Origin of the sequence: Paenibacillus sp. VMFN-D1 (genome assembly GCF_003386155.1) — a bacterium.
In the GTDB taxonomy this organism is placed as follows: domain Bacteria; phylum Bacillota; class Bacilli; order Paenibacillales; family Paenibacillaceae; genus Paenibacillus_AQ; species Paenibacillus_AQ favisporus.
Map to the genome: position 1 here is coordinate 1 of NZ_QRDU01000008.1, position 23,982 is coordinate 23,982.

At 48.3% G+C, this 23,982-nt stretch carries 18 protein-coding genes and 3 tRNA genes; 18 read left to right on the forward strand and 3 right to left on the reverse strand.

Annotated features, from left to right (window positions below; all coding sequences use genetic code 11):
- The 17 genes from C7820_RS31235 (at window position 1) to C7820_RS31325 (ending at window position 19,461) form a co-directional block, all read left to right on the forward strand.
- A tRNA-Arg gene (locus tag C7820_RS31235) sits at window positions 1–77 on the forward strand.
- Window positions 78–100: 23 nt separating this feature from the next.
- A tRNA-Pro gene (locus C7820_RS31240) sits at window positions 101–174 on the forward strand.
- 56 nt (window positions 175–230) lie between these two features.
- Window positions 231–304 (forward strand) — tRNA-Gly (locus C7820_RS31245).
- Between the two features lie 1,213 nt (window positions 305–1,517).
- A complete protein-coding gene (gene ppc / locus C7820_RS31255; RefSeq protein ID WP_116234364.1) occupies window positions 1,518–4,313 on the forward strand; it encodes a phosphoenolpyruvate carboxylase in 2,796 nt (931 codons plus the stop codon).
- Window positions 4,314–4,501: 188 nt separating this feature from the next.
- Complete coding sequence (gene sigW / locus C7820_RS31260; RefSeq protein ID WP_076176256.1) at window positions 4,502–5,068, forward strand: RNA polymerase sigma factor SigW; 567 nt, start codon at window positions 4,502–4,504, stop codon at window positions 5,066–5,068.
- Between the two features lie 119 nt (window positions 5,069–5,187).
- The gene (locus C7820_RS31265) at window positions 5,188–5,802 is read left to right on the forward strand and encodes a zf-HC2 domain-containing protein (protein ID WP_076176254.1); all 615 of its coding nucleotides are present in this window, start codon (window positions 5,188–5,190) and stop codon (window positions 5,800–5,802) included.
- A 199-nt stretch (window positions 5,803–6,001) separates the two neighbouring features.
- A complete protein-coding gene (cdaA, locus tag C7820_RS31270; protein WP_076176252.1) occupies window positions 6,002–6,832 on the forward strand; it encodes a diadenylate cyclase CdaA in 831 nt (276 codons plus the stop codon).
- A complete protein-coding gene (locus C7820_RS31275) occupies window positions 6,825–8,258 on the forward strand; it encodes a CdaR family protein (protein ID WP_181909256.1) in 1,434 nt (477 codons plus the stop codon). Before cdaA ends, C7820_RS31275 begins: the two co-directional genes overlap by 8 nt.
- 52 nt (window positions 8,259–8,310) lie before the next feature.
- On the forward strand, window positions 8,311–9,651 hold the full coding sequence (glmM, locus tag C7820_RS31280) for a phosphoglucosamine mutase (RefSeq protein ID WP_105445344.1): 1,341 nt from the start codon (window positions 8,311–8,313) through the stop codon (window positions 9,649–9,651).
- A gap of 602 nt (window positions 9,652–10,253) precedes the next feature.
- A complete protein-coding gene (gene glmS / locus C7820_RS31285) occupies window positions 10,254–12,086 on the forward strand; it encodes a glutamine--fructose-6-phosphate transaminase (isomerizing) (RefSeq protein WP_116234366.1) in 1,833 nt (610 codons plus the stop codon).
- A gap of 1,457 nt (window positions 12,087–13,543) precedes the next feature.
- Entirely contained in the window at window positions 13,544–13,912 is a 369-nt protein-coding gene (locus C7820_RS31295; RefSeq protein ID WP_116234368.1) for a YxeA family protein, read from the forward strand.
- A 69-nt stretch (window positions 13,913–13,981) separates the two neighbouring features.
- Window positions 13,982–16,186, forward strand: a complete 2,205-nt coding sequence (locus C7820_RS31300) for a M1 family metallopeptidase (protein ID WP_116234369.1) — start codon at window positions 13,982–13,984, stop codon at window positions 16,184–16,186.
- A 326-nt stretch (window positions 16,187–16,512) separates the two neighbouring features.
- Window positions 16,513–16,866, forward strand: a complete 354-nt coding sequence (locus tag C7820_RS31305) for a DMT family transporter (RefSeq protein ID WP_116234370.1) — start codon at window positions 16,513–16,515, stop codon at window positions 16,864–16,866.
- A 1-nt stretch (window position 16,867) separates the two neighbouring features.
- Complete coding sequence (locus C7820_RS31310; protein WP_116234371.1) at window positions 16,868–17,182, forward strand: DMT family transporter; 315 nt, start codon at window positions 16,868–16,870, stop codon at window positions 17,180–17,182.
- Between the two features lie 41 nt (window positions 17,183–17,223).
- Window positions 17,224–17,808 carry a TetR/AcrR family transcriptional regulator gene (locus tag C7820_RS31315; protein WP_181909257.1) on the forward strand — a complete coding sequence of 195 codons (585 nt, stop codon included), beginning with the start codon at window positions 17,224–17,226 and terminating at the stop codon, window positions 17,806–17,808.
- 120 nt (window positions 17,809–17,928) lie between these two features.
- Window positions 17,929–19,077, forward strand: a complete 1,149-nt coding sequence (locus tag C7820_RS31320; protein WP_181909258.1) for a VanZ family protein — start codon at window positions 17,929–17,931, stop codon at window positions 19,075–19,077.
- A gap of 171 nt (window positions 19,078–19,248) precedes the next feature.
- Window positions 19,249–19,461: a hypothetical protein gene (locus C7820_RS31325; RefSeq protein ID WP_116234373.1), complete on the forward strand. Its 213-nt coding sequence runs from the start codon at window positions 19,249–19,251 to the stop codon at window positions 19,459–19,461.
- 100 nt (window positions 19,462–19,561) lie between these two features.
- Here the strand turns inward: C7820_RS31325 and C7820_RS31330 are convergent, their stop codons facing one another.
- Window positions 19,562–20,971 (reverse strand): MFS transporter, encoded by a 1,410-nt coding sequence (locus C7820_RS31330; protein WP_116234374.1) that lies wholly within the window; start codon window positions 20,969–20,971, stop codon window positions 19,562–19,564.
- Between the two features lie 197 nt (window positions 20,972–21,168).
- Between C7820_RS31330 and C7820_RS31335 the strand changes: the two genes are divergently transcribed.
- Window positions 21,169–21,522: a winged helix-turn-helix transcriptional regulator gene (locus C7820_RS31335; protein WP_076176215.1), complete on the forward strand. Its 354-nt coding sequence runs from the start codon at window positions 21,169–21,171 to the stop codon at window positions 21,520–21,522.
- 107 nt (window positions 21,523–21,629) lie between these two features.
- On the opposite strand, the gene C7820_RS31340 is transcribed toward C7820_RS31335, so the two are convergent.
- Window positions 21,630–22,727 carry a TFIIB-type zinc ribbon-containing protein gene (locus C7820_RS31340; protein WP_116234375.1) on the reverse strand — a complete coding sequence of 366 codons (1,098 nt, stop codon included), beginning with the start codon at window positions 22,725–22,727 and terminating at the stop codon, window positions 21,630–21,632.
- Window positions 22,728–22,739: 12 nt separating this feature from the next.
- Window positions 22,740–23,813: an SPFH domain-containing protein gene (locus C7820_RS31345; RefSeq protein WP_076176211.1), complete on the reverse strand. Its 1,074-nt coding sequence runs from the start codon at window positions 23,811–23,813 to the stop codon at window positions 22,740–22,742.
- Window positions 23,814–23,982: the final 169 nt, after the last annotated feature.

Sequence of the window (23,982 nt, forward strand, 5' to 3'; positions counted from 1 at the left end):
GCGCCCTTAGCTCAGCTGGATAGAGCGTTTGACTACGAATCAAAAGGTCAGGAGTTCGAATCTCTTAGGGCGCGCCATTTAACTGTTTTACAATAAATATCGGGATGTAGCTCAGCTTGGTAGAGCACCTGGTTTGGGACCAGGGGGTCGCATGTTCGAATCGTGTCATCCCGATACGCATGCACAGCTTCGTGCAAGTCATGATTGGTTCAAGGCTTGCACGAAGATCTGCGGGTGTAGTTCAATGGTAGAACTTCAGCCTTCCAAGCTGATAGCGTGGGTTCGATTCCCATCACCCGCTCCATACATAACAACATAACGCCGAAAGGCGTTTTTTTGTTTAGAGCGGTAGTGTGGGAGAGAACCTACGCAGCGTGGGTACGACCGTCCGTGCCGGCTTCATTTGAAGGAACCCGCTCAGGACGCGCGTCAACATCTACCTCTGTGGTGGGCCGAAGGCCCGCTTTTTAATCCGGATGTTGAGTATTCCCATCACCCGCTCCATACATAACAACATAACGCCGAAAGGCGTTTTTTTGTTTAGAGCGGCTGTGTGGGAGAGAGCCCATGCAGCGTGGGTACGACCGTCCGTGCCGGCTTCATTTGAAGGAACCCGCTCAGGACGCGCGTCAATATCTACCTCTGCGGCGGGCCGAAGGCACGCTTTTTTAATCGAGATGTTGAGTATTCCTATCACCCGCTCCATACATAAAACATACCGCCGAAAGGCGTTTTTTTGTTTAGAGCGATAGTGTGGGAGAGAGCCCATGCAGCGTGGGTACGACCGTCCGTGTCGGCTACACTGAAGGAACCCGATCAAGACGCGCGTCAACATCTACCTTTGCGGCGGGCTGGAGGCCCGCTTTTTTAATTTGAGATGCCCTCAAGGGCTGTTATACACGATTACAAGGTATCTCTCTGAGGATTTTACCTGATTGCCTCTATAACCGCCTTATTTGCCCCTCTAGCCCTTTTAAATGGAGGGTTAATAAACCACACAATGCATTCCTTAAAAATCTTTATTATGCCTAGCTAAGCAAGCTAAAAACAATCTAATATTGGGTATGCCCATGATTCCTTAATATGTGTTCTATGCTAATCAATGAACTAACATCTATATGAACAAGAGAGTACAGTTGAATCAGCTGCTATAATGAAAAGGTCCAAAGACATTTTCCATTAAATAACCTCATGTTAAATATTAACGAGATGATTTGTTTAAAGAGTTAACTTATGTGGTAAATAGTGGATGAGGCATCTGAGCTATGCATAAATAAACTCAATGCGGTATTTTATTTAGAATGAAAAGCACCGTATTATCCATAACATCTGGTAAACCATATGTCAGGAATTAAGCATGACTGAATGAAAATACATATTTTACATCGTGTTTTTACGCGAAAATCTGCGCTTTATTTAATAAAAGTGCAGATTTTCGATGTGATTTATTGTATGATGTTAAGAAAGTATGAACAAAGAGAAAGCAATACAGACGGGATAGAGACGGGAGGAGTAGCATGACTGAACTTACGGTAACCGCGAACAAAAGCAATTCAAACAACTTGCTGCGGCGTGACGTGCGATTCTTGGGGAACATACTCGGGGAAGTGCTTGTCCATCAAGGGGGCAATGAACTCTTAGATATCGTTGAGAAGATCCGTGAAACAAGCAAATCTTTACGTTCTGTTTTTTTGCCTGAATTGTATGAAGAATTCAAAAAGATGGTTGAAACCCTTGAGCCGGATATTCGCCATCAGGTGATTCGTGCTTTTGCGATTTACTTCCAGCTTGTGAATATCGCCGAGCAAAATCATCGGATCCGCAGAAAACGGGACTATGAGCGCTCAGCTGGAGAAAGTGTTCAGCCCGATTCGATCGAGATGGCCATCAAGGAACTGAAAGAGCGGAACTTTACGGTCGAAGAAGTTCAGGACATTATTGAGAGCCTGTCTTTGGAACTGGTAATGACCGCCCATCCGACGGAAGCTATGCGCAGAGCGATTCTGGATATTCATAAACGGATTTCCGAAGATGTCATGCTGCTGGACAATCCGACTCTTACGTTCCGCGAGCGTGAACAGCTTCGGGAGAAGCTGCTGAACGAAGTCATTACGCTGTGGCAGACGGATGAGCTTAGAGCCCGTAAGCCTACGGTACTGGATGAGGTCCGGAACGGAATGTATTACTTCCATGAGACGCTGTTCCACGTTCTGCCTGACGTCTATCAGGAATTGGAACGCTGCTTGACCAAGTATTATCCGGGACACCTCTGGCACGTGCCTACGTACCTGAAATTCGGCTCATGGATCGGCGGCGACCGTGACGGTAACCCATCTGTGACGGCCGAAATCACTTCGCAGACGCTTCGTATGCAGCGCAAGCTGGCTATTCGGGAATATCAGCGCATTTTAGTTGAATATATGCAGTATTTGAGCTTCAGCACTTCCATAGTAGAAGTTTCCAAGGAACTTCAGGATTCCATTGAACGGGACCGTGCAAATGTAACCGTTACAAAAAGGGATATTTGGAACAATGCGAAGGAACCATACCGTATTAAACTGGTTTACATGATGGAGAAAATTGCGAACGTTCTGGACGACAGTAAAAAAGGAACAGCCGAGTCCTACGCTTCGCCAGCGGAGTTTATTGAAGACCTGAGCATTATTGACCGCAGTCTTCGCTTCCATTTTGCGGACTATGTAGCAGATACTTATATCAAGAAGCTGATTCGCCAGGTGGAGCTTTTTGGCTTCCATACGGCGGCGCTGGATATCCGTCAGCACAGCCAGGAACATGAGAATGCGATGAAAGAGGTCCTGGAGAAGAGCAACATTACGCCGGACTATGCAGCGCTTTCCGAAGAGGAGAAGATTGAGCTGCTCACGAAGCTGCTGAGCGAACCGAGACCGATCTCGTCGGTATATCAGGATTACAGCCCAAGCACCAAAGAGTGCCTGGATGTATTCCGGGTAGTCAAGGAAGCACAGCAGGATTACGGCAAGGATTGCATTACCAGCTACTTGATCAGTATGGCTGAAGGAGCCAGTGACATTATGGAAGTCATGGTCTTCGCCAAAGAAGTCGGGCTGTTCCGGCAAGTTCCGGATGGTACCGTAGAATGTACATTGCAGGCGGTTCCGCTGTTCGAGACCATAGAGGACCTGCACGCCGCTCCGGAAATTATGAGACGGCTTTTCAAACTGCCGATTTATCGTCAGAGCATTACGGCCCGGAACGACCTTCAGGAAATTATGCTGGGTTACTCCGACAGCAACAAGGACGGCGGCGCGGTTACAGCCAACTGGGAACTGCGGGTTGCTCTGAAAGAGCTGACGGCTGTCGCCAGCGAGTTCGGCATCAAGCTGAAATTTTTCCACGGACGCGGCGGATCGTTGGGTCGCGGCGGCATGCCGCTGAACCGCAGCATTCTGGCTCAGCCGGCTTCTACCATCGGCGGAGGCATCAAGATCACCGAGCAGGGTGAGGTCATTTCCTCGCGCTATTCGCTGAAGGGCATTGCTTACCGCAGTTTGGAACAAGCAACATCGGCGCTGGTGACGGCAGCAATCAACGCGCGTTCGCCGGAAAAGGATGACGTAAACGAAGCCCAATGGGATGAGATCGTGCGCGAGATGTCCGAGGTTTCCCGGAACAAGTACCAGGATCTGATCTTCCGTGATCCGGATTTCTTGGCATTCTTCAAGGAATCCACGCCGCTTCCTGAAGTCGGAGAGCTGAACATCGGCTCGCGTCCTTCCAAGCGAAAGAATACCGACCGTTTTGAAGATCTGCGCGCCATTCCGTGGGTGTTCTCGTGGACCCAGAGCCGTTACCTGCTTCCTGCATGGTACGCCGCGGGTACAGGCCTTCAGAGCTTTTATCAGAACAAGGAAGAGAATCTGAAGGTGATGCAGGAGATGTACGAGAAGTTCTCCTTCTTCACTTCATTGATCGATTCCCTTCAAATGGCGATCGCCAAGGCGGATATGGTCATTGCCAAGGAATACGCCGGCATGGCCCGCAACGATGAGGCACGCCGCCGTATTTTCGGACTGATTGAGGAAGAGTTCAAGCTGACATCAGAGCTGATTTTGAAAATTACAGGACAAAAAGAAATTCTGGATAATGTGCCTGTCATTCAGGAATCGATCCGTCTCCGCAATCCTTATGTGGATCCGCTCAGCTATTTGCAGGTACAGCTGCTCAGCGAGCTCCGCGGACTGCGCGAACAGGATGAGGATAATGCAGAATTGCTGCGTGAGGTTCTGCTCACGATCAACGGCATTGCCTCGGGACTCCGGAACACAGGCTGATGATACGATTACTTCAATAAGCATCCCTGAAGCCAGAATAGGAAAGCTCAGTGCCTGAACCCCAGGTGCTGCGGCTTTCCTATTGTTCTGTTATACGGCTTGTCTTGCTTTTTAGAGAGACTTCATTTACGATTTGAATGGAAAAATAAATTGTTGTCGTACCCATCAGCAAGTCTGGGGGAATCTTGATGGAAAATATAGAAAACCGGCTGACAAAACTGGCTCTGAAAGGAGACCAGCGGGCGTTTGCCGAAATTGTGGAACTGTACAAGGACAAAATTTATCATTTGGCTTACAGGATGCTGAACAACCGCCACGAAGCGGAGGATGTCGTTCAGGAGACTTTTTTACGCGTATATAAAAATTTGGACAGGTATGACCAGAATCAGAAATTCTCCACATGGATTTACCGAATTGGAACCAATTTATGCATCGACCGGCTAAGGAAAAGGAAACCGACCTATTCCCTTGATGCCGAGATGAACGACCAGGAAGGTATGGACGGGTATTCGATGATTCCAAGCGATAACCGGACGCCTGAGAGCGAGACGCTGATCTCGGAGACGCAGCAGATCATTTACGAAGCGATCGAGAGCCTTCCGGCGAAGTATAAGTCGGTCATGGTCCTCCGGTATTTGCAGGATTTGTCCTTGCAGGAAATCAGCGATGTGCTGGGAATGCCCGTAACAACGATTAAAACGAGGGTGCACCGGGGCCGCGAATTTTTGCGCAAAAAATTAGAGCCCAAATTATAGAAAACGAGCTTCGGTTTTGAAACTTCTTCAGAACCTGTACGTATTACAAATGAAACTGACCTGTGCCCCTGAACCGGGGAGATTGAATACATTCATATTAATGAAAGGATTGGCTCAGAATGGATTGCAAATTAGCCGTCTCTTTAATGCATGATTATTTAGATGACGACTTGTCCAAGGAGCAGCAGTTGGAGCTTAAGACCCATATGCTGTCCTGCCCTGACTGTCGGATGCAGTTTAAAGAGCTGGAACAGACGGATATGCTGATGTACTCACTGACGCACCATACGCCGTCTGCATCTCTTGAGCTGACTGAGCGGATCATGAATTCTCTCCCGAAGCAGAAGAAGCAGCAGCTATGGCTTACATGGGTCAAGAGACATCCGGCCATTACAGCCGCGGCTATATTTGTCTTAGTGATGCTGTTTAGTACCGTGAGCTTCTGGGATCAGGATACCCAACTGGTGGTTAAAGGCAGTGATCTGGATCAAGTTGTCATTGAAGGGAACACGGTCATCGTGCCTGAGGGCAAGAGTATTGCGGGCAATTTGACGGTAGAAAATGGAAAGACTCAGATCTATGGTGATGTCCAAGGTAATTTGACGGTCATCGATGGATCGCTGTACCAAGCCTCAACCGCCCATATTTCGGGTCAGGTGAAGAGCATTGATCAGGCGATGGACTGGATATGGTATAAAATCACAAACATGTTCTCTGATGTCGCCTATCGTTAGTAAATCTTGATATTTGTGGATATTGGCGCCTCTTTGGGACAAAGCAGGCGTCTTTTTTGTTGGCAATATTTATAAATGGTTCCAATTTAAAACCGCGGCCGCTTGCAACCTGAAGGTGTACGTTATAACCTAGGTAATATAGGGGAAATTAAAAGACATAGAGACCCATCATCATGAAGGGGAGTATGGGGGCCTAAGTATGAGTTATTTTGCGGACTTAACGTGGAAAGAGTCCATTAAAGATATCATTGACATCGCCATCGTTACATATATCATTTATCAGGTCATTTTGCTTGTCAGGGGGACCCGGGCGGTTCAGCTGTTGAAAGGGATTTTGTTCCTGGTCATCATCTGGGCGCTCAGTACATGGTTTGATCTGTACACCCTTAAATGGCTTATGAATCAGATATTTAACTTTGGCATTTTGGCGATCTTTATCATCTTTCAGCCTGAGCTCCGGCGGGCGCTGGAGCAGTTGGGGCGGGGCAAGCTGTTTGGCCGCTCATCGGCGGAGGATGAACAGCTCAATAAGCTGATCGGCGAAGTCATTAAGGCCGTGAACTATTTGGCTCGCAGAAAGATCGGAGCGTTAATCGTATTTGAACGGGAGACAGGTCTCAATGAATATACGGAGTCCGGGATTCCTATGCAGTCCATGGTGAGCTCCCAGCTGCTCATTAACATTTTTATACCGAATACACCTCTCCATGACGGTGCCGTGATCATTCAGAACCAGCAGATCGCCGCTGCCGCCTGCTATTTGCCGCTGTCCGAGAATCCTTTTATCAGCAAGGAGCTGGGCACCCGGCATCGGGCGGCCATCGGGATCAGTGAAGTAGGGGATGCGGTGTCCATCGTCGTATCGGAGGAAACCGGACAAATATCGTTGGCTATTAACGGTCAGGTCGTTCGTGATATTAAAGAAGAATCCTTAATATCGAAACTGTATGAAGAGCTCCGTCCAAATTCCTCTGCGAAAGAAAAACGTCCTGTTTTCTGGAAGCGGAAGGGGAATGATAATCATGAATAAGTGGATCAATAACAACAATATTTCGAAAGTGCTGGCGCTTGCCGTAAGTATTTTGCTCTGGAGCATGGTTCATTTGAACGATGTGACGCCTACGCCTACCGCTAAAATTGATTCACGGATCATTGATAATGTGAAGGTACAGGCTTTTGGACTGGATGAGAAGAAGTATATTCTGAGCGCCATGGACACGGATCAGGTTCAGCTTGAGGTCAAAGGAAAAAAGTCGGACCTGCTCTCGATGTACTCAGAAGATTATAAAGTAAGGCTGGACCTGAGCAAAGCCAAAGTAGGTACCAGCACGCTGCCGCTGACCGTAGACGTTCCTTCGGGAATTGAGGTGGTCAACGTTCAGCCGTCAACCGTGACTGTCAATATTGAAAAGAGGGATACATCGTCTTTCCCGGTATCGATCGTGACGAGCGGGGAGCCGGCAGCCGGTTATCAGATGGGCAGCATTACGATGGAACCGGCTACGGTGTCTGTTACGCTGCCTGAAAGCGACCTGAAGAGGGTCGATAAGATTCAAGGATCGGTATCCATTGATGGCGAAGACGCAACGATTAAGGAAAAGCGGGTGAAGCTGACCGCGTTGGACAAGCAGGGGAAGGAAATTGAGGGGGCGGTAATTGAGCCGTCAACCATCTCTGTGGTCGTACCGATTACGCCGCCATACAAAGAGGTGCCGATCGAACTGCACTATTCCGGCCAACTGCCTGACGGCCTCGTGATTTCCAAGGCTCAGCCAAGCGTGACTACCGTGAAGCTGTACGGTTCTCAAGATGCGCTTGCGGGAATAAAGTCCTATAATGATGTCGATGTGGATTTGGGGCAAATCAAGGAAGCGGGAACAATGGTACTTCCTGTGGACTTGACGCCGCCGCAGGGTTTTGAGAAAATCGAGCCGAGCTCTATGGAGGTTGAAATCACCACGGTGTCCAACTCCCAGCGGGTGATTGACGACATTCCGATTAAGATCAGCGGGGCCGGCTCTGACGTGCAGGCCGCGATCAAGAGCCCGGCAAGCGGCACCATGTCGCTTAAGCTGAGCGGCGCTCCTGGACTGCTGAACAGCCTGACAAAGGATGACATTCAGCTCATCGCCAGCGTTGGTAACCTGAAGCCCGGTACGCATCAGGTGAACCTGCAGGTGGTCCTCCCACGCTATGTTTCGCGGGTGGATCAGGGAAATGCGCTAACGGCGACCATAGAGATCAAGGATAATGCTGCAACAACGTCGACCCAGCCGGACTCGAAGCCTGAAGATAACAGCAAGGGAACGACCGACAACGGCAGTAAAGGAACAGGCGGCAATTCAGGGTCCGAGACCGATTCGACGAACGTGGATGAGACAGACAACAATGGAACGGCGGGTGACACCACGCCGCCGGAAGGGCAGGAGCCACAGACAGATACCGGCTCACCCTGATCTGAACGAACACATATAGTAACTAGAGATGCACTCAAAAAGGAGATCAATTATGGGGAAATATTTTGGAACTGATGGAGTACGCGGTGTTGCCAATAAAGAACTGACGGCCGAAATGGCTTACAGCATTGGACGCTGCGGCGGTTATGTGTTGACCGGGGACGTGGAGAAACCTACGGTTGTCATTGGAATGGATACCCGGATTTCGGGAGTTATGCTGGAATCGGCACTGGTTGCGGGTCTGCTGTCCATCGGGGCGCATGTTATCCGTGTAGGTGTCGTATCTACGCCAGCGGTGGCGTATATTACACGGTTGTTAAAGGCGGACGCCGGCGTTATGATCTCGGCTTCGCACAATCCGGTCGAAGATAACGGCATTAAGTTCTTCGGCGGGGACGGCTTCAAGCTGTCCGACGAGACCGAGCTGAAAATCGAAGAGCTGATGGATGCAGCCGAAGATACGCTTCCGCGTCCGATTGGCAAGGATCTGGGCAATGTTATTGTCGATAATGAATCGAAATATAAATATTTGGAGTATTTGAAAACGACGATTTCCCACAGCTTTGACGGGCTGAAGATCGTACTCGACTGTGCCAACGGCGCGGCTTACGAGCTGGCTCCTAAGCTGTTTGAGGAACTGGGCGCAGAGGTGGTTACGATCGGCACCGAGCCGAACGGCTTGAACATCAATGACCACTGCGGATCCACCCACCCGGAAAAGCTGAGAGAAGAAGTGCTGAAGGCCAAAGCCGACCTGGGTCTTGCTTTCGATGGCGACGCGGACCGTCTGATCGCGATTGACGATCAAGGTGAGGAAGTCGACGGCGATTTCATCCTCTGCATTTGCGGCGACGCTATGAACAAGCAGGGTAAGCTGAACAACGGCACGATCGTATCGACCGTCATGAGCAACATCGGTTTTTATAAGGCGACCGAGAAGCTGGCGCTGAAAACGGCCAAGACGGCTGTCGGCGACCGTTATGTGATGGAGGAAATGCGTAAAGGCGGCTATAACTTGGGCGGAGAGCAGTCCGGCCATGTTATTTTCCTGGACTACAATACGACCGGTGACGGCATTCTGACCGCGATCCAGCTGGTGGATACGATTCAGGCTTCGGGCAAAAAGCTGAGCGAGCTGAGAACGATGATGCGCAAGTACCCTCAGGTGTTGGTGAACGTACGGGTAGAGGACAAGAGCAAGTATGAAGGCAATGCGGCCATTAAGGATGCTATTCAAGCCGTTGAGGGGATCCTTGGGGATAACGGCCGGGTACTGGTTCGTCCTTCAGGCACGGAATCGCTGATCCGCGTCATGGCTGAAGGTCCTAATAAGGAGGACCTGGATCAGTACGTCTCCCAGATCGTCGATGTGGTGAAACGGGAACTAGTATAGCAGGTAAATGTTGGTTTTTTCTATAAAATAAAGCATAAATGCCATAGGCCGGTGAGACTAGAATTGCGGTTTCATCGGCTTTTTTACAGGGTATATAACGGGGACTCCGATTTGGGGCTATCAGCCCGATTGCAAAACGGAGATGACATGAATATAATTAGTAAATGTCATTACGAAACAGAAAGCGAGGGTCGTGAGGTTAGCAACAATAGCGCCAGAACTTGAGCTTGCGCGGGGAAGAATCGGAAGGAGCACGACGCTTCGGATTCACGGCAGCATCAAGTTGACGAGGTGGAGGTGTTCGAAATGTTCGGCGGGGACCTCCCGGTGATACACCACAGCCGTAAACTCGAAACGGAAAATGAACGGGCGACCGTTCACACAACGTTTCCAGTGGGTGTTAGAAAATAGTGATCATTTTTCATGAGTGTGCGGGCAAGCGCATAAGAGATGCGGCGATGCTAGGATGTACATTCGTGAATGCACCTTGTATAACTGAATACAATGTTCGTTTTCCTGTACATTCTGGCACCATGCTGCACCTTTATGCTCCCGTACTCTTCTAAAACCCAATTCGAAGAAGTGAACGGAGGATATTAACTATGTGTGGTATTGTCGGATATATTGGTAATAAGGATACGCAAGCGGTATTGATCGAGGGTCTGAAGAAGCTGGAGTACCGCGGGTACGATTCTGCGGGTATTGCCGTGTTCACCAACCAGGGACTGCAAATTGCCAAGGCTCAAGGACGTTTGGCCAATCTGGAGTCCAAGCTGGAAGGAACACCGCTGGTGGGAAGTGCCGGCATCGGGCATACGCGCTGGGCTACTCATGGCAAGCCATCGGACGTGAACTCTCATCCGCATACGGACAACAGCCATAAATTTTCGGTCGTGCACAACGGCATTGTCGAAAATTATCTGGAGCTGAAGGATGAGCTGATCAGCCAGGGACATCATTTCGTGTCGGAAACCGATACAGAGGTGATTTCCCACCTGATTGCCCGCGAATACGACGGCGATATCGTCAAAGCGGTTCAGAAGGCCATCGGTTACATGCGCGGCGCCTTTGCCCTCGGTGTATTGACCGAGTACGAACCGGATAAACTCGTGGCTGTGCGTCAAGCAAGCCCGTTGATTATCGGGATTGGCGAAGGAGAGAACTTCATCGGATCGGATATTCCGGCAATTCTTCAATATACGCGTAAAGTATATATTTTGAATGACGGTGAGATGGCCGTATTGACGCAGGATTCTGTCGAATTGATGACCATTGAGGGGAATTTTATTTCTCGGGAAATGATTCATGTCGACTGGGATGCAGTGACGGCGGAAAAAGGCGGCTTTGAGCATTTCATGCTGAAAGAGATCCATGAGCAGCCGAAAGCTTATCGCGACACGATGCGCGGACGGATCGACGAATCAGGTAAAAAGGTAGTTCTGCCAGAGCTGAAGCTGACAGCCGATCAGATCAAAAATATCCGCAACATTCAAATCATTGCCTGCGGTACAGCATACCATGCAGGTCTCGTGGGACGCAGCGCGATTGAATCGCTGGTACGCATTCCGGTAGAGACGGACGTAGCGTCGGAATACCGTTACCGCTCACCAATCGTAACGCCGGAAACGCTGGTCATCGTCGTCAGCCAATCCGGTGAAACGGCGGATACCCTCGCTGCAATGCGTGAAGCCAAAGCGAACGGCGCACACGTACTGGCCATCACCAATGTGGTGGGCAGCTCGATCGCCCGTGATGCCGACGACGTCATCGTGACGCTGGCCGGCCCGGAAATTGCCGTAGCGTCCACTAAGGCATATACGTCGCAGCTGATCGCGTTCTATCTGCTGGCGCTGTACCTCGCCGAGGTTCGCGGCACGCAGACGCCGGAAGCGGTAGCTCAGATCGTAGCGGCTATGCAGGCTCTGCCGGAGCAGGTGGAAAGCATGCTGGCCAAGCCGGATGCCATTAAAGCCTATGCAGAGCATATTTCCAAGCATGAGCACTTATTCTTTATCGGTCGCGGACTGGACTACGCGGTAGCGCAAGAAGGTTCGCTGAAATTGAAAGAAATCTCTTATATTCACTCCGAAGCGTACGCAGCGGGTGAACTGAAGCACGGTACGCTGGCGCTGATCGAGGAAGGCATTCCGGTTATTGCCCTGGCAACCCAGGAAGCCGTTCTGGAGAAAACGGTCAGCAACATCAAGGAAGTGAACGCACGCGGCGCGGACATCATGGCGATTACCCATGAAGAAAATGTCGCAGGTCTGCTGAAGTCGGTTGACCAGGCGTTTGCGATTCCGAAGACGCTGCCGCTGCTAACACCAGCTCTGTCGGTGGTGCCGCTGCAGCTGCTGTCCTACTACGCATCGCTTGCCAGAGGCAACGACGTCGACAAGCCGCGGAATTTGGCGAAAAGCGTAACGGTGGAGTAAGGGTAGTAAGAGGATTGTCGACACGTGTGCAAAGCAAATAAAGTCGTATGCCAGCAAATTAAACTCGTATTGAGCAATTAAAAGTTGTATCAGAGTCGAGCAGATCCAGGATTATTTCCTGGCATTTGCTCGGCTTTTCTTTTATAGCAGGGGGTTGGAATTAAGGGGGATTAGAAGGGGAAACAGGGTTCTTATCGAATCATATCTCTGAGGCTTTTATCAGGCGTTTCAGGGCTTCTCAGGCGGTGGAGTGAGTTCTTCTCAGGCATTTGCTCAGGCTCTTGCCCAGGCGATTTCTAAGCCATTTAACTCGATTTTGTCCCTGTCTTTTTCCTGCCCTTCAATACGACTTTAATTTGCATTTCCCAAGTTCCCCCAACCCCTAATCCCTGTCTTTACCCCTGCATTTCCCGATACGACTTTAATTTGCTCAAATTCTCGGCAAATTGAAGGGGAAGAGCGAGAAAAACCAGTCGGGACAAGGGTTTGACTGGGTTGGGATTGATTGGAAGTGGCGATACGACTTTATTTTCGGTACATAACACGTGAATGCGTTAAATTAATTATGTAAATGAAGAATTAACTTGTAACTGATAAAAGAAGTATGCAACTTCTTAAGCAATTACAAAGGAGCTCAGATTAGTCTGAGCTCCTTTTTTGTTTAGCAAGAAAATCAGGGGTTTTACCAAGAGTGAGTAAAACCCGAGTTGGCGAGCCATTCTTAGGGCTTGAATTGCCTTTCAAAAGCCTATTGTCACTTTCAAAGGAAAGGTTATACCTCCGATACAAATGGTCCTCTTACGAGGCATAAGACGGGCTTACGGCCAATCATCTGAAGACTCTTGTTGTACCCGTCCATGATACTGAGAATTAGAGGCTTATGACCGTCAACTTATATCTGCAGAGCTAGAGTCGCTAACCGTTGTGAAATCTTCGCAAACACCACCTGAAGCAGCTATCCCGCCTTTGTATCTCTTCGATTCCTCCCCATATGTAGCAATCGAGTTGTTCGAAACGTATGATCTGGTCAAATAAATCATCCCAACCCCCTCAATGTAGGGCAAGACTCCGTATGCTAGACTCGGCAAGCTGAGGCCACTTAGGCTTGCTCTTCGCTCCATCAGCGGTAGCCGAAGAAGGTCCCTTCCTTTGAACTGAAGGATGTCAAAGATAACGAACGTAACCGGCAGCAATTGGCGCAAGCGTGCGATCTTATAATGCTTTCCTGCTTTGAATCTAGCGCTGCCAGCATCCATATCAGGGTTAGTACGCGAGACCTCGCGTTTTCCCAGAGGATGTACACCTGACTCTCCAGCTCCCTCAGTGACTGGATAAACGCTATAGTTAGCGCCCTGAGGTTTTTTAAGGTTGCTGTAAGGTTGGGATTAACACGGTGTAAGATTCGGCCTTTAAGATTGAAATTGCATTCAAGAAATTCAACTTAGGAGTGAACGGGAATGAAAAAGGGGATTATCGCTTTAGCCGTCGTTTTGATCGGTCTGGTTGGAATCGTCGTATTCTTCCAAAACATGAATTTGAACCGCCTTGGTGCACAGCAATATTATGTGCAGATTACCCAAGACGGAAAGCGAATGGAAGAGAAGTTGGACAATGGAGAGAAGGTTGTTCATTACGAATACAGCATGAAGGGTTTTGATTCTAACGGGAAGGAAAAAAGCCTGACCTTTACTGCATTCAAAGAACTGCGCAATGAAGCATACCTGCGGATTTATGTGAAGGGGGATAAAGTCAGCTCCTACCAGGAGGTGCAGTCCGAGGAACTGCCCAAGGAGGCAGGCCGGAAGCTGGAGACTGTCGTGAATTAGGTACCTGCACTACCTGAGAGCTTCACAAATAAACATCAATTTTATTTTTGGATCAAGGGAGAGAAAACGATGAAAAAAACTGCTTTTAACACTGTATCCCAAAAAACATTGGCTTTTTCGCTCGCATTTACGCTTGCAGCTTGCCCGCTGGCAAGCGCCGGTCATGTTCTGGCCGCGCCGGCAGCGGCGTCCGCGGATTCCGTAGTGGCTGCGCAGACGCATGACCAAGCCCGAGTCGCGTACGGAATTGATGCTAGGCTCGACGAAAAAAATATGCGTATCCAAGGGAGCGAGACTGTTACCTACCGGAACACATCCAAAGATACGCTGCGAAAGATCGTCTTCCATACGTTTGCTGACGCCAACCGATCCAAAGCGACCCAAACTTCGATGTTTGAGCAAAACAACGAAGAGATCCAAAAGGAAAATCCACAGAAGAAGCCGGAAGATTTTCTTGGCGGTATCTACATTCGCAGCGCGGCGGCTGATGGACAATCTTTGGTTTTTTCAAACAGCAATCAGGCTTTGACCGTTGAATTGAAGCAGGAGCTGAAGCCTGGGGAAGCGATGACGGTTGAAATCGGCTTTGAGGTGAAAATTCCTTTCGGCATGCAGCGCCTGTCCTACTATAAAGACATCATCAATGGCGCACATTGGTTCCCGGTCATGTCGGTCTACGACGAGAACAAGCATGAGTGGGACAACAAGCCGTACAGCAAGACCTTTGAAACCGACTATTACGATTCATCGGATTTCGAAGTTCGTATTAACGTGCCGGAAGACTATCAAGTTCTGATGCCAGGGACGATCACTACGCAGGCGGACCCAAAAGAGCCCGGCCGGAAAGTCGTTACCGCCGTTGCCGATAACACCCGGGAGCATGTCTTTTTTGCCAGTCCGAATTATAAGGTTGAGAGCGTAACGCGTGACGGCCTGACCATTGAATATTATTATTTCGACAATATGCCAGACAAGAAAAAACTCGTTGATGAATATATCGACACGGCTTTTAAGGCTATTCAATTTTTCAGTGAAAAGTACGGGAAATATCCTTACCCTGAGTTCCGGATCGCGGAGTCGTACGTAGAGGGTGTGGCTGTCGAGTTTGCCCGGGTCATCCAAATGGGGCAAATCCGGCCGAATAGCGATCCGGCGCATGATACCACATTCGTGCACGAGATTGCCCATCAATGGTTCCATGCCTTGATTGGCAACGATTCGGAGAAGGAGTCGTTTTTGGACGAAGGGTTTGCCGATTTTTCGATGGTGTATTTTGCCGAAAAACAAGGCGATGAGCTGAACGGGTTCAAATCGATCCAAATCGATGATTGGTCTTATTTAGACAAGCCGATCGCCTCAAACAATACGGAAGCGGGGGGCGAGGCCAACCCGGTCTTTTATAAAAAAGGACGTCAGGCCATTTACCAGCTGTACCGCATGGTGGGCGAGGACAAATTCGATGCGTTCATGAAGGAATATTTCAAACGGTACGCGCACAAAAACGCGACGATCAGCGGGTTGCTGCACACCATCCAGGATACGCTAGGAGAAGAAGCGCGAAAGGAAATGGACAAAGCGCTGCATGATCCGCAGTTTGCTCTAAAGCCCGAATACCGGTTGTCTGAGGCGGAAGAAGCCGCTTATTGGCGTGAACAGTTTAAAACCTCTTACCGTTCTTCCTTGTCCCAAATTCCGAATCTTCCGGCGGAAACGATGAGCCGCATCATGGATAAGGCACTGCAGGGCGAACCGCTGACGATCCTGATGAGTGATCAGGCTGGCAGCAAAGCGAAAAAGCAGCAGCAGACGATCTTGACACAGCTTGAAGGGACGCTTGGGATCATGGGAATTCCATACGAGGTCATTTCCGATCGGCAAACACTCAAGAAAAAGCTGGAAAAGGAGCTCGGAACCAGCAATATCATCGCCATCGGCAGTGCCAAAACAAACGGACTCATCCAGGCGCTTAAACCCGGCATCATGCAGAAATCGAAGGCCATCGGCTTCGACTGGAAAAGCCGGATGAACCAAACAGCTTCTTCAGGCGCTTATGTCGTCAAACATCCCTATAATCAAAATCGACTGCTGCTGCATTTTTTCTGGAACGGTGACGCCCTGAGCGACAACGCGGTCGAGCCGTTTGCGGAGCAAATGCTGAAAGCACTCAACTTTAGCACCGACTTTTATCAGTATTACGTTTTGAACAAAACAGGCCAGGTCGCAACAGATAAAAAGATCGCTAACCCGATCGCGAAATTTTTCGGCGAAGAATAATAATAGAGTCTCTGGCCCAGAGCAGGGAAGATGATGACTGAAGACTCGGCAGTGTAGCTGCCGGTCTTTTTCTTTGCTTGTAGAAAGGGAGCCTAGCACAGAACGAATCATGCTTAAGGTATGTAGGATTTGCTTTTTGGATTGAAAATCATATTTTACTCTTGCAAAATCAGCTTAACTTTCATAAAATCTAATGTACGTTAGTTAGATTATTTGGAATGGCTGTTCAATGGTCGTAATATTTAACGACAGAGCGACAAAATTTTTTAAAGAAAAAATCTAACGATCATTAGTTAGATTAAACTTTTTGAAAAGGAGAGGTTATCATGGCATGGCTATACTTAATTATTGGTGGAATTCTTGAAGTAGGTTGGGCACTTGGTCTAGGCTATTCAGAAGGGTTTACTAGAATAGAAATTGTTATTCCGACAGTTATATTATTAGCCCTTAGTTGGTGGTTTTTCGCTAAAACATTAAAAGTACTTCCCGTTTCGACGGCTTATGCAGTATTCACTGGTCTGGGTGCTTTTGGTACGGCTTTAGTGGGCATGACGATTTTAGGGGACCCCGTAAGTCCAACCAAGATTGTGTTAGTCATTCTATTAATTAGCTGTATTATTGGACTAAAGTTAATTTCGGATGAACCAAAGGAAGAGAAAAGTTCGGGGGGGAATGTGTAATATGTATTGGTTATCCTTAATATTAGCTGGATTGTTTGAAGTTGGAGGTATTATTAATCTGAAGCTAACGGAAGGATTTACAAAATTAAAGCCAACCATCTTTTTTATCTTATGTCTGTGTTTAAGTTTTTTCTTTCTTTCCGTCTCATTAATCGAAATACCTATTAGTATCGGTTATGGTATATGGACTGGGATAGGCGCGTCAGGAAGTGTTTTACTTGGGATGTTTTTATTTAAAGAACCGAAGAATGCGAAGAAACTTATTTTAGTTGCAGGAATTATTTTTTGCATAGTAGGCTTGAAATTGATATCCTGAGATATCCTGATGTATGCTAACCAAATGAGGTGAAAAACGTTTTGAAAAAGGGTGAAAAAACGAAAAGAACGATACTGGAACAAGGTTTAAAGCTGTTTTCCTCGAATGGTTACGAAGAAACAGCACTTAAAGATATAGCTGAAAATGTAAACATTAAAACCCCTTCGATTTATGCTTATTTTGAAAGTAAGCAAGATCTATTTGAACAAATTGTAAATTTTGTTATTGAAGATTATTTAGAGTTTATCGAACAACAATTTTATGTTATAGAAAATTATCCGTTAGAAAAAAAATTATATCATGTTTTAGTTGAATTAAATAAATACTATTATATGAACGAAAAGGGTTCCTTCCTCAAAAGGTATGGGATTTACCCTCCGGATAATTTTAAAGAACTTATCACAGCCCAGAATAAGAAGGTAGAAGAAGGGATTCGAGATCTTGTTTTCTCCATCTTAAGAAACAACAAAGAGAATGAGCTTATCGACGAGGAGACAATCGTTACTTCTTTTACAACCATATTAGACGGTATGCTTTTCCATATGATGAGCTCTCCTTATCAAGAATATGAACGTAGATTAAATATGATGTGGTCTGTATTTTGGAAGGGTATCCGTGAATTGTGAACTAATATGTATAATGAACAAGTTTTCGTTGGAATTTATTACAGGGGTATATGAAAAGAATCAATTGGAAAACATCTATATTGCTGAAGAAGTAAATCTTCTTAATAAAGAGGTACCAATATGTCTGTATATTTAATTCCAATAAAAATCGCATTTATTTTATTTAGTGTTTTTAGCTTTTTTCTTATTATCCCTTGGTTAGTTTATAGTTATAGAAAATATGGTTATTTGAGTCTTTGGGCTTCAATAGTGGCTTATTCCTTTGCTTTTTATATGTTAACGGCTTTATTTTTAGTTCTGCTGCCTCTTCCAGCAACTCGTAATACTTGTGCTCTTCAATCACCTGATACGGTGCATTATACGCTTGTCCCGTTTAATTTCGTTAGGGATATGATTAATAGTGGTTCAGTTGTTTGGTCACAGCCATCCACCTATGTTAGATTACTGACGCAAAGTGCATTTTTGCAGGCGGTATTCAATTTGCTATTGTTGCTGCCACTAGGCGTTTATCTAAGGTATTTTTTTCAACAAAAAAGATTTTGGAAGAGAGCACTTGGTTTGGGGTTTGCGTTATCACTTTTTTATGAGACAACACAATTAACAGGTATTTATGGGATCTATAATTGCCCATATCGTATCTTTGATGTGGATGATCTTATATTAAATAGTACGGGTGCTTTGTTTGGATTCGTCATTGCTCCTGTCCTGCTTGCTCTATTTCCATCTCGAAAGAGCCTTATTGCCAAGGGAGAAAAAATGCAAGAAAATCCACTTGTACCTCCTCTGTTACAATTGCTTGCTGTATTTATAGACTATCTATTGATAAAGATTAGTTGGAACCTTACCGTTGGACTTTTTACAACAAGTGGATTCGCACAATTTGTTTATACAACAACTTGCTTTTTTATTCTGTTCTTTGTAGTTCCATGCATTTGGGAGGGAAAAACAATTGGAACCAATATACTGCGTTTTAAACTAATTCACGTTGATGGAGAAGCCCCCCCGTGGCAGTCCATGCTGAAAAGGTCCTTTGCGCTATATTTACCTTTGGTACTATCATGGGCCCTAAATGTATTTTCTGATGTTGAGTTAGATATAACTCTTAATCCCTATCACACATGGATCACTATATTTATATTTGCATTTCTCATCATGATGTGGGCCGTAATATTGATCCATACTATATTCATCTTATTTAAAAGAGGGAGACGGAACTTTTACTTTGACTATGTAGCGGATTTAGTACCAAGGAAAATCAAACGTGCTTAGGCTCCTAAATAACTGATGCCACTCCTGAATGCGTTAAATAAACCAGTAGATGAGCTTGCAAAATCCTAGGGATCCATAATTGCAAAGGATCATGATAAAGGATATTTTCTGTAAACGAAGAAATACATAACACGCTGATCATTGGGATTACAAGAGGAGGGGGCTTGCATTTTGAATAAGAAGGATGATAAAAGGGTTCATTTCTACCATATTACGTTATCAAACGGTGAACTGCTTGAAAACATTCGAATTGAAGGTTCGCTGGAATGGAACCTCTCTGGTATCGCAGCACATCTGGTTGCCGTGGAAGATCCCGACGGAAGGAAAATTGTACTGAGCAAATATCATATTTTCAAAGCAGAACTGATAAAGGTCGAAGATTAAAAAGATGGATGTGTGTTATCTGTAAAATAGAAACCAAGAGCTGGAATCTGCCCTTGGTTTCTTTTATTAGCTTTATCCACCGGACAGAGCTTCTTAATATTTAATTGTTCACTACCGGAGAGCGTTTACGAAGGCCGAGGGCGGTGATGCCAATCCCGAGAAAGGAAGCGGCAATCGGAACCATCATTGCTGTGCGGTAGCCGTCGAGCAGGGCTTGCGGGGATTTGTCCAAACCTGTAGCGCCAATCTGCACAGCGGTCACGACCGCCAAACCGAGTGCGGCGCCAAACTGGAAGGAGGTATTCAATAAACCGCTGGCGAGCCCCTGCTCTTCTTCCGCTATTCCGTCCGTGGCGGCGATGGTTAAAGGTCCGTAAGTCAGCGAAAAGGCGAGGCCCGTCAGGATCATCGTCGGGAACATCGCTGCATAGGTCCAGTCCAAACCGATGGGAAGAAAAAGGGCGTAGGCTAATGCAGCGAGGCAGAACCCGCCGAAAATCACCGGAATATTGCCGAAACGGTTTACCAGCTTGGGGGTCAGGGTAGGTGCGAGTATGGAATCGACACCGACGGCGAGCAGGGCAAGACCCGTTTCAAGAGATGACCAGCCGCGCAGTTCTTGGAGGTAGAGCACTGTCACGAATTGGAACCCGAAAAAAGAGCCGGCAAACAACATGGCACCCAGGTTCGCCCGCACGAGTGAGCTGGCAGAAAATATGCCAAGGCGTACCAAGGGGGAAGCCGAGCGTCGTTCGATCGTTGCGAAGAGACCAAAAAGCAGGGCACTGCAGGCCAGGATTCCGGCGGTCCAGCTCCAGCCCAGGTTGGAGGATTCCACGACACCGTAAACCAGAAGCAGCATGGCCGCCGTGACGCTGACTGCTCCGGCCAGATCGAAGCCTTTGGAGGAGACCTCCGGCCGACCAGAGGCCGGTATGAGGCGAATCGCGGCTAGAAGAATCACGAATGCCAATAGAACCGGACCAAAGAAAACCCAACGCCAGTTAATCTCACTTAAGATGCCGCCGACCACAAGACCGAGTGAAAACCCGGCGGCCGCTGTCCCGGCATAAACGAGTAAGGCCTTGTTACGTGCAGTCCCCTCCGCAAAGCTTGTCGTGATGATAGATAAGCCGGCCGGAGTCATGAACGCTGCACTAATGCCTGTAATAAACCGGGCGGTGATCAGCATCCAGCCTTCGGTCGATAATCCGCCTAACCCGGAGAAAGCAAAGAAAACCGTGAGCCATAGCAGAAACATTTTTCGGCGCCCGAACAGGTCGGCTGCCCGGCCTCCCAGCAGCATGAAGCCGCCATACCCGAGTACATAGGCGCTGACTACCCATTGCAGCGAACCGGTCGACATGCCCAGTTCAGCACGGATCGAGGGCAGAGCCACGCCCATCATCGACACGTCGATCCCTTCCAGAAAAATTGCGCCGCACAAAACGAACAATAAGCCCCAGGAAAGCTTGCCGGAACTTTGAGACGTTTGACCGTTTGCCTTCATTCGATATGTCCTCCTCATTATGAATAATCATCCATTTTCGGAACCGGCTCGATCGGGTCTGCCGATTTCCTTATTGGCACAAGGAGATTATGTATCATATAATCGAGGAACAGAAGTACGCACTTTTTTGTGTCATTTTCACCAAAAGGTAATATAGGAACCAAAAAGTACCTATTTTGATCGGGGGAAAAAGTGCCATGAAAACGAGTATGCCGCAAGCTTTTAATATACCGATAGAAGCGACCCTGGAAGTCATCGGGGGGAAATGGAAAACGCTCATTTTATGCCATTTAACTTATGGAGCGAAACGAACGAGCGAGCTGAAAAAGTTGACCCCGGGCATCACGCAAAAAATGCTGACTCAGCAGCTTAGAGAGTTGGAGGAGGATGGGGTCATCATCCGGACGGTATACAACCAGGTCCCGCCGAAAGTCGTTTACGAATTGAGCGAGCTGGGCCAATCCCTTCGGCCGGTCATCGATGTGATGTGCCAGTGGGGAGAGCGGTACATCCAGGGATCAACCGAGAACCAGGCAAGCTCGAACATGTGACGTAAGCCGCGGAGAAACTAAAAAAAGAGCTCAGCAACCAGGCTGAACTCTTTTTTTATTCTATATTTATGAGTGGCGCATGTTATGAATCCGACCAACACGCACATTTAGGATTGATAAAAATACAAAATAATGGCGGCGGCCACAAGCACGCAGAAAAGGGTGAAAAACGTAATTTTCCATCCGCTGCGCGGGACCTTGCCGCTGATGCTGCCCGTCTCTCCGTTGACCATATAGCGATAAACCTTCTCCTTGTACGTGTAAGAGGCATTCCAAAGCGGCAGCAGGATATGCTTGTAGGTCCGCTCGGAGTATTGGGTATCGATGCTGAGGTTGCGCAGTTCGTCCCCGCCGATTTGCCGGCGTATCGAATCTTCCAGGCTGTCGTCCATCCGGGATACCGCGTCGCTCCAACCCTCACGCAGGGGCACGGTATACCTTTCGGCCACAAAACCGCTTAAATATTCAGGCTTGTAGGGTCGGAGGTCCTCCAGGCTGAAATCGTCAAACTGCTCCATCAGGCGGGTGTCGTGCTGTTTGGAAGCAGGAACAAGCACATCGTTGAAAAATCGATCGTAGGAGCCGGATGTCCAGTGCCACACGGTGTACCGAACCTGCTCCTCGTACGTCTCTGTTTTCCCGTCAACCGTTCGGGTACGCGTCTCAGTGCGGTAATGATAGGTACCCACCTCTGCCGAATAGTCGGAATCGGTTTGGGCATCAAAGGTCCAGAAGGGGACATAAATGCCGGAAACATTCGAGCGGGTCTGCTGCTTTTTGAAGGCGCCCGGCACGAACCATTTTTTCTTCTTCCACTTCAGGAACAGGGCGTTCGCCTCATCCTTCGAGATGTGAAAGGGGATGATGGATTCGGGCCGTATGCTGTCCGGATCCCCTTGGGGCAGGACCTTGGGGGAACCGCAAAATGCGCATAGAGCCGCCGTCTGCGCGGCAGGCAGGAGCATCTGGGCCCCGCAGTTCTCGCATTGGACCGCCTGCTGCTCGGTCCCCCAGTCTTTCAAGGCCTGATCTTGTTCATCCGCAAAATCGAGCTCATATTCGGTGGGCTCGGACGGATAACGGGGCTGTTTAATGGGAGCCAGGCTTCCGCAATACGTGCATTTCATCTGCTGGGTTTCGGTATCAAAAATCATTTGCGCCCCGCAGCCCGAGCAGGGGAAGCGGATCGGTGCTTCGACGGACATAAGCGCTCTCCTCTACACTTTATTGCCGCAGCTCGGACAGAACTTCATCGTGCTGCTCAAGCTGCCCCCACACTCCGTGCAAAATTTTTTCTCCGGCCGCGGCGTACCGCATTCCGGGCAAAATTTCTCGGAGGGTTTGAGCCCGTGTCCGCATTGGGCGCAGGGCTCGGTATCAACGGGGGACGCCGGATGGGCAGGAGCGGCAGGCTGGGGCTCCACAGCATCCGCCGAAGGCTTCATCGCTTGATTGAACATTTGCCCCATGGCCATGCCCGCCCCGAGGCTTGCCCCGGCGCCAGCAAGCCCGCTGTCGGGATTGTTGGCTGCATCGCGAAGCGATTCGGCGGCCTGAAACTTCATGTACTGATCGAGATTGCCGGCAATGCTCATGGATGACTTCCGGTCGATCATTTTTTCGACTTCTTCCGGCAAGGAGATGTTTTCGATAAAAAATCCGGACAGGGACAGACCCATGCCATTGAAAATCGGCTCCAGCTTGGTCCGGAGGGCGGAGCTCAGCTCGTCGTACTGCACCGCAATATCCATGATCGGAATTTTGGCCTCGCCAATCAGGTCGCTCACACCGGACACGATCACCGACTTGAGATAACCGCCGATTTGATCCGAACCGAATGAGGACTGGGTCCCGAAGATTTCCTTAAGAAACAAGGCCGGGTCCTGCACGCGGAACGCGTAGCTGCCGAATCCCCGCATCCGGATAGCTCCGAATTCAGGATCCCGCATCATAATGGGGTTGGTCGTTCCCCATTTCTGATCCGTGAAGTTACGTGTGTTTACAAAATACACATCTGCCTTAAACGGCGAATTGAATGCATATTTCCATGATTTTAACGCCGTCAGAACCGGCATGTTCTGCGTGCTTAAGGTATACGTGCCTGGGCCGAATACATCGGCGATCTGGCCCTCGTTCAGAAAAATCGCGGCCTGCGATTCCCGCACCGTCAGCCTCGCGCCCATTTTGATCGCTTTGTCGTAGACCGGAAACTGGTGCACGATTTCATTGGTGTTGTCCGTCCATTCAATAACCTCGATAAATTGGCCTTTAATAAAAGAAAACAAACCCATCGTTCAACCTCCATCTTGATTCCAATTATCTCCATTATACGTGATTCCGGTTTGTCCGTCTCAACGAATCGACGAAGGTTCAGCACCATACGCCACCATTGGACAAAATATGTCGGGGATGATAGGGGAAGTTTACACATTCTTATCTCTAAAAAAAGAACGACCTGTA